Here is a 13,695-nt window from a genome sequence, read left to right as displayed (position 1 = left end):
GAGTTCTGGTTAACTAGTGATTTGCCAATAGACATAAGCCGTCTAACGTGAAATGTTAAGGCGGTTTATTTTTGGGTAAATCTGACTGTGATGCATAACCCACAGTGTGTCAGTGGATCGCTTGCTGTTAAATGGATACTGGCGTGCATTTGCGCCACAATGCTTGCCACAATCGCTAAGCCTAACCCCGAGCCTTGTTCATTACTGCCAAGGACGCGATAAAAAGGTTCAAATACTTTTTCTATTTCTGCACTCGCAATGCCGGGTCCCGTGTCTTTAATGCTTATTTCAATGCTGCGCTCTGTTTCAATAATGCTTAAATCTATTTTTCCACCTGTTGGCGTATAGCGAATCGCATTATCAATAAGGTTATGGATTAAGGTTTTTAAGCGAACGGGATTTGCGTTGAGTTTAGCGTCGTTATCTAGGCTAAAGCCCAAATCAATACTCTTAGCCTCCGCCAATGGATACAGCTCTTCTATTACTTCAACAAACACCATTTTTAATGATAAATATTGCTGTTTCTGTACCCCAATATCTTGTTGACGAGCCATCGACAATAGCTGTTCTAGCAAATGAATACTGCGACTTATTCCGGCTTGTAGTGCATTCAGTTTTTGGCGAGCATCGTCACTGAGATGTGTCGCTTCGAGGCGTTGTGCCTGTAATGATAATGCTGTAATGGGTGAACGTAATTCGTGAGCGGCGTCGGCAATAAAGCGTTTTTGATTGTTAATGACTTGGCTGTTTTTACTCAATAAGCGATTGATGGCATCAACAAAAGGGATAATTTCATTGGGTAATAGTGTCGTCGAAATCAATTGCTGGCTGTGTGCTGTTTGGTCATCAATCTCATGTGCTAACAAGGTGATCGGGCTGAGGATTTTGTCGAGGATATAGCTTAACAAAATCAATAAAATGGGAATTAAGATCAACAGAGGCATTAAGGTGTGCAAGGCTGTTTCAAAGGCGATGTCGTCTCTAATTGCAGTGTCTTGCGCAATGGCAATGCGCTCTGGAGGTTGTTGATTTAACAGTGGGTTTGTCGCTAGAGTACGGACAAATACTCGCAGTGATTGAGTGGGTAATTCGACTGTATGAAAGCCATCAATTAAATCATCTGGTAATGCCAATAAGGGAGCCACAACCGTTGCTTTAGAAGATACACCAAGACGTTGTACCAAAATCTGAAACTCTAACTGTTCTTGGCTTAATGGGGTGAGTGTACCGTCGTTTGGCGTAAGTGAGTAGCGGTCAAATAACATCGCCATTTGCAGCAACACATCATCTTGGAGCTCATGAGCTTCTTCAAATGCACTGGTAAACGTGAAGCTGGCAGCGATCATCGCTACCGATAAAATGGCTGTGGAAATCCAATAGGATAAACGGGTTTTTAACGAATTTCGGGCGGTTTTTTTGACACCATCCATCCTACACCTCTGACATTTTTAATGGTTTCTGAGCCCAATTTTTTACGCAAACAATGGATTAAAAACTCTACTGCATTACTTTCAACTTCTTCGCCCCAGCCATAGATACGTTCTTCTAAGTCATTTTTTGAATGAATCGAACCGGGGCGGATCAGCAAGGTTTGCAGTAAGGCAAACTCGCGATTAGACAATAAAATATTATCTTGGGTGAGTGTTTTTGCTTCATGAGTGGCTGGATTTAACCAAACCACATTATTGGTGAGCTCTGGTGTATGTTGATTAGCATTCCGCCTTGCTACAGCTCGAATACGCGCGAGTAACTCAGCCATATCAAAAGGTTTTACGAGATAGTCGTCAGCGCCTAAATCGAGCCCTTTGACTCGGTCTTCTAGGCTGTCTCTGGCGGTAATAATGATCACCGCCAGTGCGGGATGCTGAGCTCGAATATATTGCATGACTTGTAAACCATCCAGTTTCGGCAAACCTAGGTCGAGCAACACCACATCATATTGCTGGCAACGTAAACTGTGTAAGGCCGCTTCACCGTCGCACACCCAATCAACCGCATAGGCGACATCTTTTAAGGCGCTTTGCATGGCATCGCCAATCATTTTATCGTCTTCTACTAATAAAATACGCATAGCACCTCAATCGGACATAATGACACAAAATGAAAAGTCTTTATTAATGATGTGTTGTCGCGGTTTGCTGTTTAAATAACATTAAACACAACACCATACCAAAGAGTAATGCGGCCGACGCACTAAAGCGACTAAATTCTAATCCACCATGGCTAATGGGTTTATCTAAAAAGTCACCCACCACTGCACCTAAAGGTCTGGTTAAAATAAAGCTTAGCCAAAACAGAAGAGTTCGAGATATCGAGCTCCAAAGATAGGCAGCTAATAACACTAATAACAGGCTACCAAATATTAGTGCACTAGCATCATAACCAAGGCCTGCACTGTCTACTGTCCAATCACCCAGTGCAGTACCAAGCGTTTGCGAAAGTAAGATCGTTACCCAATAAAAGCATTCAGCTTTGACGTTGTTGACTGATTGATTCGATAACGAGCCAGCGACCCGATACCAAGTCGAAAATGATATACACAACAATACAATTAACACTAATGAACCGCCTGTATAGCCAATTCCTAACGAGCGGTCAGCAAAATCAGCCATGGTAGTGCCTGCTGTTGTGGTAGCAATAATGGTGGTCCAATAAATCATTGACGAATATTGCGTGCTGCGGATTTGCACGAAAACGGCCGTAGCAAACATGGCGATAAAGATAATCGAGCTGATTAAATAACCTAGGTTAAGCGACATTGATAAAGCATCACCCGCCGTTTCGCCCAGGGTTGTTGCAAGTATTTTTACCAACCAAAAAACTAAAGTCACTTGCGGTACTTTAGTGAATACTTGCTGTGGTAGTGTACCCATATCGATGCTCACTTATGCTGCTATATTATTGGCTATTTTGTTGTTTGGCGCGGATTGTTAGATAAGCTACAAGTGAAATAATAATCGTTAAAAATACGACACTCGTGCTAGTGGTACCAAAGCCTAAACCGCCTTTACGAATGGGCTGAGACAGCAAATCACCAATGGATGCTCCCAGTGGACGAGTTAAGATATAGGCCAGCCAAAAGCACAGTACGGCATTCGCCTTGAAGCGATAAAACCCTAGACTTATCAGCGCAATTAATCCACCAAATACAATTGCCGACATGCCATAACCTACATTCATATCTTCCGACACCCAATCGCCCACAGCAGTTCCCAGTGCGAAGGTAAATAGAATCGCCAGCCAATAAAATAACTCGCGCTTTAAAGTCACAATCGAATGGATCGACAAGGTTCGCTCTTTGCTAAACCAATAACCAAACGTTGCCACCAATAGCAGGCTAAATACCACAGTCGATAATGGTAGAGGTACATCAAGTTTGTCAGTGAGAATATCGGTAACCAATGTGCCAAAAATACTAACAAGTACGACTACGCTCCAGTAAGTGTGTGGTCGATATTGGCTTTTTTTAAGTTGTACCAATAAGGCGACAACTAATAATACCCCCATGATGATGCTGGTATTAACCATGCCAACGTGGAGATGGAAGCTAAGATAATCTGCTGCGGTTTCACCAACGGTAGTCGACATCATTTTTATGACCCAAAAAATCAATGTGATTTCGGGCACTTTATTTAGCCATGCGTTGTTGGTTTTATTCGTGGTGGTGGTATTACTGGCAGCGAGCGCTAAAGGTTTCATAAGGACTCCTAATCCATAGGTGAAACAGGTTTAGCGCTATCATGCCGGCTAATACTTAGGCCAAACATAGGGTAGTAATTATTTGCCTAGAAGGTAAATTGCGCATCAAGTAGTGCAAATAAAAATGATGCAAGTTGGCTTTGATATTTTGCGGTGTGTTGATCATTGGTTAATGGGCAATCATCAGCAAAAAACTCAGCCAGCTGCTCGATTTGTTTGGCATCCCATTCAGGGTGAAATTGCAAACCAATGGCATGCTGGTGGCGGTACATTTGTACCGGACATTGTCCACTTGAGGCCAATACCGCAATATCCTTCGGCAGGGTGATGGCTTGTTCATGCCATTGCGGAACCGTTAATATGCTGCCGTCATTAAAGCGAATATCTTGCCAGCCTAGTTCTGGTGCTGGCATTTCAATGATCTGGCCGCCAAGTTGAGTCGCCAGTAATTGTGCCCCTAAGCATATGGCTAAAATGGGGCGCTGCAACGTTAACGCCTGTTGAATGAGTTTCACCTCAGTTTGCATCCACATCGGGTTATCAGCCACATTCATTGGCCCGCCTAATACAATCAAACCATCATAGTCTGTTAGCGAGTTGGGTAAATCCTCCGGTGCATAAAAGCAAACCAGTTTGATGTTGTGATGCTGTGCCCATAATCCAATGCGACCGACTCCTTCGGCGAGGTGATGCTGAAATACCGCGAGGGTACGATTTCTCATTTTAATTCACCGAGTTCAAGGTAAATACGATGCACATTGGTTAATTCTGGCAGCACTGAAGACAATTGCGCTTCAGTGTTAAATAAGTGCTGATCTGCGGCGAGTGTTACCGTTTTAGGCAAAGAGGCATTTACCTCATCAAGACGTACAATATGGTCAGCATCTGGGCGAGAGGTGAGTGTGTTAACTAAAAACTGCACCTTGTCATTTGGCTGATAATTGAGATTAAGGTAATGGTTGTTAGCCTCTTTAGCTAAGCCACTTTCAAGTGGTAATGGATTAAATAATTCCATTTTATCGACATTGATTGTTTGTGCCTGCCACTGCATTTCACCACCGCGTTCAAAGTGCCCTTTAACCACATCTACCGTAAGTTGAGTGATGTTTTGTGGGTGCTGTGGATCTAATAGTGATAAATCAAAAGTGGTAGGCACTATGGTCCAAACGGGGTCATTACTGTTAGCAGACGCGCGAATACCCTTAATGACTTCAGCCTGGATTTTGGGGTCCGCAAACGACAATTGATACACCACTTGCGCGTTATGCGGTTGATGGAACATAGGCAAGTGAGAGGCAAAAAGGCCGTATTGACTACCAAAGAGTAACATTCCATGTAAACCCATTTTTACCGGATGTTCTGCATGTTGGCTGTGATCTTGCTGCTCTGTTGCATGGCTATTTATACTTAATAAGCTCAACGAAAATATTAAGTAAGGTATGAATTTAGATGCTTTTTTAATGAGAGATTGAGATTGACCGATATCGCCAAGGTTCTTTAAAGATAACATCGCAGTGAATTTGGAATAAAACAACATGGTGGTGGCTCCTGTCTGAAACTGAACAGATGGGGCCGTCCCCGGGTGAAGTCCTAAGCATTTATTTAGGTTGAGGTCGTCCTCAGGCAAATATGTTAACGATTTGCAGCATAAAAAACCAGTCGCACAGCTTGGACTGCATTCCAAAACAGCAACCAGTTAACAGTTTCTTGTAAAGTAATACCTACAATTGATTAGTTAACATTGAGCCTTCTTTTCACCAAACATTAACATTAGTTCCCATTTTGGAATTGATTCCATCGCTATGATGAATCGTCAATTATACAAAAGGGGTGATGACCTATGAGCAATGTAGATCTGTTGGGGCGCCGTAAGTTTATTGCTGGACTAGGTATTGCTGCAGGTGCAGCAATGGTAGCACCTGCAATGGCAGTGTCTGAAAAGGCTGACGGTGTTAAATGGGACAAAGAAGTTGAAATCGTTATTATTGGTTCTGGCTTTGCAGGCCTAGCGGCCGCAATTGAAGCGACCAAGCATGGCGCAAAAGACGTCCATATATTCGAAAAAATGTCCTACTTTGGTGGTAACTCGGCGATTAACGGTGGCTTATTTGCAGCACCTGGTACGCCAATGCAAAAGAAAGAAGGTGTAGAAGATTCAGTCGACAGAATGGTTAATGACCAGTTGGCCTCCGGCCGTGGTATTGCTGATGAAGCTTTGTTGCGTCATGTTGCTTCCCATGCGGTAGAAGCGCTGCAAATGACCTTAGATGCAGGCTCAGAATATCACCCATACTTACAACAATTAGGTGGTCACTCGGTTGCACGTACTTACCAAACATCAGTAAGTTGTGGTGCAGGTATCACCCAACCTTTGTACAAAGAGTGTAAACGTATTGGTGTACATACTCACAACCGTTCAAAATTTGAAGGTTTCCTAGTCGGCAGTAAAGGTGAGGTTGTTGGTGTTAAAATGCGTACCAACTACCACTTTGGTGAAGACCAGCCAGGTAAAGTCTTAAATATTCGCGCCAAAAAAGGTGTGATTATGGCGACTGGTGGCTTTGCGCAAAACGTTAATCTACGTATGGCGCAAGACCCAACATTAACAGCCGAGGTCGGCTGTACTAACGCGCCAGGTGCTACCGGTGAAGGTATGTTTGAAATGTTCCGCTTAGGTGCCGTACCTGTTCATTTAGCGCACATTCAATCTGGTCCCTGGGCCTCACCAGACGAAGGTGGTTTTGGTTATGTGTCTAACTACGCCATCTTTAACTTCCCGCATTCAATAGCCGTTAACCGCTTAACTGGTAAGCGTTTTATGAATGAAATTGCTGACCGTAAAATCCGTGCTGACGCCGAATTGAGCTGTCGTGATGAGCAAGGTAAGCCCTATCCACCTATCTTGATTTCAAGCTTTAAAGATTCTAAAGCTCACCCAAATACCGAAAAAGTCATTAAGTACAATGTCGGTTGGAAGTTCGACACTATTGAAGAACTTGCTAAGCACTTCAATGTACCTTTAGCAGCGCTAAAAGCCCAAATCGAAGAATATAACGGTTATGTAAAGTCGGGTAAGGACGCGCAATTTGGTAAAGACATGACCTTAGCCAAAAATAAGACCATTGAAGCACCGTTTACAGTGGTTCGTTTATGGCCAAAAGTGCATTACTGCCAAGGTGGCGTACAGATCAATACTAAAGCAGAAGTGAAAGACAGCTTTACCGGTCAGCCAATTTTGGGCCTATATGCTGCAGGTGAAGTGTGTGGTGGTATTCATGGTATCAGTCGTTTAGGCAGTTGTTCTATCCCAGAATGTATGGTGATGGGCATGACAGCCGCTCGCAGCATCATGAAAGTTTAACTAGACCAGTAAACAAGAGGAATCATTAATGAAAAACTTTAATATTATACTTGGGCTGGTTTTACTTGGATTAACCAGCTTATCAGTACAAGCGGTTGAGATCCGCGACTACCACAAAGACGTTATCGGTAAAGACTGTAAAGCATGTCATGACAATGGCATCAAGCAGTTCCCATCTGATCAATCTTGCTTGCAGTGTCATGATGTTGATGAATTGGCAAAGAAAACCGCCAGAAGCGAAGAAGACAAGTGGCAAAACCCACATAACAACCTTCACTACGGTAAAGACTTACCTTGCCAGGAGTGTCACTCAGAGCATAAAACAAAAGAACCGCTATGCAGTAACTGTCATACATTTAAATATGACAAGCATAAAGGGTAAAGTACCTTTCATTTAACTGACTTATTTGAGTCTGTAAATGTCTCCCAATAAATGCCAATCATGTGATTGGCATTTTTATTGTAATTCAGAGGTCATTTTTTACCGATATACTGCTTAATAATTCTGCTGATAACTCCCTCAGCTTTATTTCCACTCAGTAAATTGATCCACGTCTACATTCGTTAAATCACAACAGAGTAATATTCCGTCTTCATAAAGCCGTTATCCCTGCCATAACGCCAAAGACTCCGGAATTAACAAGTTCTCATTATGATGATAATTGAAATACTAATTGTGCTCGGCGCTATTTACCTTGGTGCGAGAATGGGCAGCATAGGGATAGGTTTTGCTGGTGGCGTAGGCGTGTTAATTCTTACTGTCGGTTTAGGCTTAGCGCCTGGCGCTATTCCGATTGATGTCATGCTGATTATTATGTCGGTGATGACTGCTATTGCTGCAATGCAAGAAGCGGGTGGCATGGATTATTTGGTGTCGATAGCTGAACAATTACTGCGCAAACACCCAAAGCATATTACCTTTTTAGCGCCAATAGTGACCTATTTGATGACATTATTTGCCGGTACTGGCCATACCGCATTTTCGACATTACCGGTAATTGCAGAGGTGGCTAAAGAGCAGGGTATCCGTCCTTCTCGGCCATTATCTATCGCCGTTGTTGCCTCACAAGTGGCGATTACTGCATCGCCTATTTCTGCTGCCGTGGTATTTTTCTCGGGGATTTTAGAGCCTTTTGGTGTGGATTATTTAGTGCTGTTAGCCGTGTGTATTCCATCTACCTTTATTGCCTGCTTACTTGGTGCGCTCGTCGCGTCGTTATTGGGTAAACCGTTATCTGAAGATGCTATTTATCAACAGCGGTTAGCCAGTGGTTTAGTGAAAACCAGAGGGGCAACTCAAGTCACTTTGTTACCTGGCGCTAAGCGTTCGGTAGCGATTTTTTTAGTGGCGATTGTTGCGGTGATGTCATATGCCACCGCAATATCTGACAAAGTCGGTTTAATTAGCAACCCGGTATTGTCGCGCGATGTGGCGATTATGTTGTTTATGCTATCTGCAGCGGCTGCAATTACCTGGTTTTGCCGCTTAGATGCCAGCAAAATTTCAAATGCGTCGACCTTTAAGTCTGGCATGTCAGCGTGCATTTGTGTACTTGGGGTGGCTTGGCTAGGTGATACTTTTGTATCTAATCATATTGATGAAATTAAAGACATTGCAGGCACTTTACTTCAAAACCAGCCCTGGTTGTTGTCGGTAGCGTTATTTTTTGCCTCTATGTTGTTGTATTCACAAGGTGCGACAACAAAAGCATTAATGCCAGCAGCGTTAGCGATTGGCGTGAGTCCGTTAACGGCTATTGCATCGTTTGCTGCGGTGAGCGCCTTGTTTGTATTACCCACTTACCCAACATTATTAGCGGCAGTTGAAATGGACGACACGGGTTCAACGCGGATAGGTAAGGCAGTGTTTAATCATCCGTTTCTTATTCCTGGTGTGGTCACCATTGCTATGAGTGTGTTACTGGCCTTTTTGTTTGGTAGCATGATGTTATAAGCACTATTGAGGTGCTTTCTAGCACGCTCAATGGGTATAACCCTATCTTAAGCCTGAATACCTACCGAGAGTCATGATTTAAATAACCGCGATAGGCTTGTCGAGTTGATAACCTTTGTTTTCAACGTTGGCTTTAATTAAATCAATTAGCTGTTTTGTCGCATGGGTTTGGGTGTCAGGATTGAGATAGAGTGACTCATTAAACATCGGCAGTGGTGGTAAGCCATGCTCAAGTGGGTCTAACACTTGCATTTTATCGTTAATTCTAAATTCGGCTACCGGTGCAATCACTAAATCATTCTCGACGGCCATGCACAATGCCTGTGGCGATGGGGTAGACAGTAATACGTTGATAGGTCGCATAGACAATTGATGGTTAGCAAATACCTGCGCTCGAATGGGGCAGTTTTCAGGGTATAAGCCCATTGGAATGGTTTTACGTAAATGGGCGTTACCGTTAGCCGCTGCAACCCATTTAAATCGCCGGGTAAATAACAGTTCGCCATTAACGGGTAACTGCCAGTGCGTGGCAACAATCACGTCAAACTCACCTTGATGTAGCCGCTTGTATAAATTACCGCTAACGTCGGTGTCGATGACTAATTCAATGCAGGTGAACTCACGAATAAACTCTAATAAGCAGCTGTTTAAATAGCATTTTATAAAGTCAGTTGGCACACCAAGGCGGATCACTTCACGATTATTGCACTCTTTTAATTCGTCGAGTGCCTGTGAGTTTAGCTGGATCATTTTATAGGCGTAGCTAAGTAAGGTTTCACCAGACTCGGTCAAGGTGACACCTTTGTTGTCTCTAATCAGCAACGTTTGGCCGACACTTTCTTCAAGCTTTTTAACTTGCAAGCTCAGTGTAGATTGGGTTCGGCAAATTTTATCTGCAGCTTTTGATAAGTTGCCACACTCAGCAACCGCGATAAAACTCTCTAATAATTCAATCTTTAACATAGGCTATTGAATAAGTGCATAGTGGTATCAGTATTACTCAATATTGAGTACCAACAAAGCTTGTTATGATGTAAATGTGAAGTGATAAAGATTTATATTGGAGCAGGATATGACGAGCTGGGAAAAGCGCGGAAACTACTTAATAGAGGTGTCACAACGTTGTTTAAAAGGTCACAAGACCTTTGATTTGTGCCGTTCACATTTAGTTGAGGCCAGCCAGATATCGAAAGGCACCATCTATAATCATTTTAGCTCAGAAGCTGACCTCATTGTGGCGGTAGCCTGTGCCGATTACCGTCATTGGTTAGCGCAAGCAGAACAAGATACACTGCAATATAGTGACCCTTATTTACGCTATATATTCCATCATTGTCAGCGCTTGTATCGCATATTATCTGAGCAATCGTTTGTTATCGCCAGAGTGATTCCTAATGAGGCCGTTATATCTCAAGCCAGTGATTATTATCGTGAACGCTTTGAGTCTGTGAGCTCGCAATATAAGCAATGGAATGCGCAAACATTAACAGAGATTGGTGAAGTTGGCGGATTTAATCGTGGTGAGTTACTGTGCGATTATTTACGCGGCGCGATGATCAACAGCGATGATGCGCAAAAGCATCCAAATGATGCCGAAATGTACTATCAGTTTAGTTTTGCCATGACCCAGTTGATGGGCCACTCACAAAAACGCCCTCCCGGGATAAAAGTGTTTTTACAATGGTTACAAGATAACGAAGCCAGTAAAGCACTTTCTTCATAAACGCGTTATGCATTAGCAAATTTTCTGCAACAAAAAAGCCGTGTTAACCCTAACACGGCTTTTTTAGTGTGACTTTTTAATAGCTTACTTTATCTCATGGTAACAAATTCTTCAGCGCCAGTAGGGTGAATTGCCACTACTGAGTCAAAGTCTGCTTTAGTTGCGCCCATTTTCATTGCCACGCCAAAGCCCTGGAGTATTTCGTCCATACCAAAACCGATACCGTGAATACCGACAACCACTTCTGTTTCGCCTGCGCACACTAGCTTCATCTTGCACGCCTGGCGATGGCTGGTGACAGCAGTGTACATCGAGGTAAAGGTAGAAGTGTAAACCTTGATGTTGTCCTGGCCATATTTTTCGGCAGCTTCTGGCTCTGTTAATCCCATAGTGCCAATCGCTGGGTGACTAAAGACCACGGTTGGAATTAAGCTGTAGTCCATCTTAGCATTTGGCATATTGCCAAATAAGCGCTCAGACAATAAACGACCTGCTTTAACGGCAACTGGGGTCAGCTCAACACCACCCGCCATTATGTCGCCAACACAATAAATACCTTTAGCTGTGGTATTTTGTTGATCGTCAGTAATCACATAGCCTTTAGCATCTAATTGCACATCGGTATTTTCAAGGCCGATATTACCCGTTGATGGTGAACGGCCAATGGCCCAAATCAGGCAATCAATCGTTAAGCTTTCACCGTTTTCAAGCGCGAGGGTTAAGCTGCCATCAGCATTTTTGCTAACTGACTTTGGCACACTGTGAGTGTGCAATGTTGGGCCGTCGGTAGCCATTGCTTCCACTAACCCATCTATTAAAATAGGATCAAAGTTGCGCAGTGGTGCATGTTTGCGAACCAACAAATGGGTTTCGCTACCAAGGGCGTGTAATACACCAGCCACTTCAACGGCAATGTAACCTGCGCCAACCACAGCAACGCGTTTAGGTTGCTCACGCAGGGCGAAGAAACCGTCGGAGTCGATACCGTATTCGGCACCAGGGATATCAGGAATAGTCGGCGCGCCGCCAGTGGCAACAGTAATATGGTCAGCGGTGTAGTGCTCGCCATTTACTTCAATGGTGTTGTTATTAACAAAGCGACCATAACCATTCAATAAGGTGACTTTATTGCTTTCAAAGCCACGGCCATAAGCTGCATGAATACGGCTGATATAGGCTTCGCGGTTATCAACTAAGGTGTTCCAGTCGAATTTATTGACGGTCACATCAAAACCATAATCTTTGGCGTATAAGTTCATGGCTTCAGCGACGTGAGCGCCATACCACATGACTTTTTTAGGAACACAACCCACGTTAACGCAAGTGCCGCCAACGTGCTTTGCTTCAATAATAAGAACTTTTGCGCCACGCATTGCTGCACGGTTTGCTGAGGCGATACCGCCACTACCTGCGCCAAGCGCGATATAGTCAAAATGTTGAGCCATGATGATCTCCACTACGATTAATGGCTCCATTGTAGGGGGGATTGTGTTTGCAATCTAGTCGTTTGCTTATTGTGTTAGTGCGACGCATTAACGCTTATGCTGACATGCACCACGGTCAACGTTACCTGGGCCGCTGGTTGCGCACTTAAGGCAAGCCCATTCGTCCTCTCTAATATCGATTTCATCTTGATAATGACTAAATTGACTGTGCTGAGTTTGGCGCTGTTTTTTTTGTAAGTGCTTTATACGGTTATTTAACCAACGACAACTAGGATCGTCGACCATGCTTGGCCGCGTTTGACTTGATGAAAAATGAGGTGATTGATTGGCATCGATGTGCTGTTGCAAACTCGGTTTGAGGTAAATATCGTCGGCGCGATACTCTAATGCTGAACTCGTTTCAGTGGGTAGTGTGATGCGATTACCTTGATGGTCACTGGCGGATTGTGGTGGTAGATCATTGGCGTTGTCGTTACTAAGCTCAGTGGTATTTTTAGACGGTTGTTTATTTAATTGATTGAGCTCAGCGGCAACGGCTACCGAGGAAGACCATAAAAAGGTTATCGACAATACGCCCCAGATAGCAGCGTATTGAACTTGGCGGGTTAGCATGAGCATTCCTTGCGCGATTAAATATTAACCACTCAGTGTAGTCGCACAATGATAAAACGCGAATCTGCTAAAAGCCCAAACTGATAAATACACCCGCATAAGTTTCGTTTAAGCTGCCTTGTTGGCCGTCAATCCGGGCTTGTTGTTTAATGTCTTCTAAGGCAATGCTGTGGCTAATATGGGCGGCAATCGCAAGATTATCGCTAAATTGATGCTCTGCTTCTAGACCAAGTTGCAAGTGGTTGGCACCGTCGTGGTCTTCGCTACTGTAGCCAAAATCAAACCCTTGCAATACATAAGGTGTTAGCGTGAGTTGTGGGTTGAGTTCCCAAGGGCTGTGTACGCTCAGGGTAACAAAATAACCAGACGCTTCAGTGGCATACGTATAGCTGACGGCGGGGACTAACCAGTCAATACCGCTGTAGGCGATTGAACTAAAAAATTCATTGTCGGATGCGCGTTCATCGCCATAAAATTCCAGGCGTTGGTAGCCTATAGTGGCATCAACGTCATCGTGTAGAGATAAACTGTATTCTAACCCAGCATTCCATTCGGTGTAATGTACCTGGTCTGCTCGGCCAACCACAGCAAAAACCACCATGTCATTATGTTCAACGCTGGCAACAGCCCAGGCAATGCCGCCTTTATCTAGGTTGTCGCGACCCTCAGTAATGTAATGGTTCTCCCAGCCTACATCTAAGCCAAAGCTAGGTTGAGTATCGGCTAGGGCTAATGCAGGTGTTGAAAGTGCTAAGCTAAGTACCGAAAATACCGGTAAAAGAATGGCAGTAACGCCATGTTTACGACTTACATTATAAAAATCAAAGGTCATGTGTTGGCCCAAGGTTATGGTACAGAGTTGCGCTGGTAATGAGTATGGTATCTGTTTAAATCATAAATT

At 43.7% G+C, this 13,695-nt stretch carries 14 protein-coding genes; 4 read left to right on the top strand and 10 right to left on the bottom strand.

Annotated features, from left to right (window positions below; genetic code table 11):
* Nucleotides 1-65: 65 nt before the first annotated feature.
* The 6 genes from GQA99_RS01735 to GQA99_RS01710 form a co-directional block, all read right to left on the bottom strand.
* A complete protein-coding gene (locus GQA99_RS01735; RefSeq protein WP_160052120.1) occupies nucleotides 66-1,430 on the bottom strand; it encodes a sensor histidine kinase in 1,365 nt (454 codons plus the stop codon).
* On the bottom strand, nucleotides 1,394-2,071 hold the full coding sequence (locus tag GQA99_RS01730; protein WP_160052119.1) for a response regulator transcription factor: 678 nt from the start codon (nucleotides 2,069-2,071) through the stop codon (nucleotides 1,394-1,396). Before GQA99_RS01730 ends, GQA99_RS01735 begins: the two co-directional genes overlap by 37 nt.
* A gap of 43 nt (nucleotides 2,072-2,114) precedes the next feature.
* The gene (locus GQA99_RS01725) at nucleotides 2,115-2,873 is read right to left on the bottom strand and encodes a COG4705 family protein (protein ID WP_160052118.1); all 759 of its coding nucleotides are present in this window, start codon (nucleotides 2,871-2,873) and stop codon (nucleotides 2,115-2,117) included.
* Nucleotides 2,874-2,898: 25 nt separating this feature from the next.
* Nucleotides 2,899-3,699: a COG4705 family protein gene (locus tag GQA99_RS01720; protein ID WP_160052117.1), complete on the bottom strand. Its 801-nt coding sequence runs from the start codon at nucleotides 3,697-3,699 to the stop codon at nucleotides 2,899-2,901.
* An 86-nt stretch (nucleotides 3,700-3,785) separates the two neighbouring features.
* Nucleotides 3,786-4,421: a type 1 glutamine amidotransferase gene (locus GQA99_RS01715; RefSeq protein ID WP_160052116.1), complete on the bottom strand. Its 636-nt coding sequence runs from the start codon at nucleotides 4,419-4,421 to the stop codon at nucleotides 3,786-3,788.
* On the bottom strand, nucleotides 4,418-5,236 hold the full coding sequence (locus GQA99_RS01710; protein ID WP_160052115.1) for a hypothetical protein: 819 nt from the start codon (nucleotides 5,234-5,236) through the stop codon (nucleotides 4,418-4,420). The genes GQA99_RS01715 and GQA99_RS01710 overlap by 4 nt, the downstream gene beginning before the upstream one ends.
* A 303-nt stretch (nucleotides 5,237-5,539) precedes the next feature.
* Between GQA99_RS01710 and ardA the strand changes: the two genes are divergently transcribed.
* The 3 genes from ardA to GQA99_RS01695 all read left to right on the top strand — a co-directional run bounded on the left by ardA (nucleotide 5,540) and on the right by GQA99_RS01695 (nucleotide 9,014).
* Nucleotides 5,540-7,060: an acrylate reductase flavoprotein subunit ArdA gene (gene ardA, locus GQA99_RS01705; protein ID WP_160052114.1), complete on the top strand. Its 1,521-nt coding sequence runs from the start codon at nucleotides 5,540-5,542 to the stop codon at nucleotides 7,058-7,060.
* Nucleotides 7,061-7,088: 28 nt separating this feature from the next.
* Entirely contained in the window at nucleotides 7,089-7,442 is a 354-nt protein-coding gene (gene ardB / locus GQA99_RS01700; protein WP_160052113.1) for an acrylate reductase cytochrome subunit ArdB, read from the top strand.
* A 270-nt stretch (nucleotides 7,443-7,712) separates the two neighbouring features.
* Nucleotides 7,713-9,014, top strand: coding sequence for an anaerobic C4-dicarboxylate transporter (locus GQA99_RS01695; RefSeq protein WP_160052112.1), 1,302 nt, complete (start codon nucleotides 7,713-7,715; stop codon nucleotides 9,012-9,014).
* Nucleotides 9,015-9,092: 78 nt separating this feature from the next.
* Here GQA99_RS01695 and GQA99_RS01690 read toward each other — a convergent pair whose 3' ends face one another.
* Complete coding sequence (locus GQA99_RS01690) at nucleotides 9,093-9,977, bottom strand: LysR family transcriptional regulator (protein ID WP_160052111.1); 885 nt, start codon at nucleotides 9,975-9,977, stop codon at nucleotides 9,093-9,095.
* A gap of 109 nt (nucleotides 9,978-10,086) precedes the next feature.
* Between GQA99_RS01690 and GQA99_RS01685 the strand changes: the two genes are divergently transcribed.
* Complete coding sequence (locus GQA99_RS01685) at nucleotides 10,087-10,737, top strand: TetR/AcrR family transcriptional regulator (protein WP_160052110.1); 651 nt, start codon at nucleotides 10,087-10,089, stop codon at nucleotides 10,735-10,737.
* Nucleotides 10,738-10,826: 89 nt separating this feature from the next.
* Here the strand turns inward: GQA99_RS01685 and gorA are convergent, their stop codons facing one another.
* The 3 genes from gorA to GQA99_RS01670 all read right to left on the bottom strand — a co-directional run bounded on the left by gorA (nucleotide 10,827) and on the right by GQA99_RS01670 (nucleotide 13,626).
* The gene (gorA, locus tag GQA99_RS01680; RefSeq protein ID WP_160052109.1) at nucleotides 10,827-12,182 is read right to left on the bottom strand and encodes a glutathione-disulfide reductase; all 1,356 of its coding nucleotides are present in this window, start codon (nucleotides 12,180-12,182) and stop codon (nucleotides 10,827-10,829) included.
* Nucleotides 12,183-12,269: 87 nt separating this feature from the next.
* A complete protein-coding gene (locus GQA99_RS01675) occupies nucleotides 12,270-12,794 on the bottom strand; it encodes a hypothetical protein (protein WP_160052108.1) in 525 nt (174 codons plus the stop codon).
* A gap of 67 nt (nucleotides 12,795-12,861) precedes the next feature.
* Nucleotides 12,862-13,626 carry a hypothetical protein gene (locus GQA99_RS01670; protein WP_160052107.1) on the bottom strand — a complete coding sequence of 255 codons (765 nt, stop codon included), beginning with the start codon at nucleotides 13,624-13,626 and terminating at the stop codon, nucleotides 12,862-12,864.
* Nucleotides 13,627-13,695 lie beyond the last annotated feature (69 nt).

Origin of the sequence: Shewanella litoralis (assembly GCF_009828585.1) — a bacterium.
GTDB classification, from domain to species: domain Bacteria; phylum Pseudomonadota; class Gammaproteobacteria; order Enterobacterales; family Shewanellaceae; genus Shewanella; species Shewanella litoralis.
Note: the sequence above shows the minus strand (reverse complement) of the source record. Positions and strands in the feature narration are given on the sequence as shown.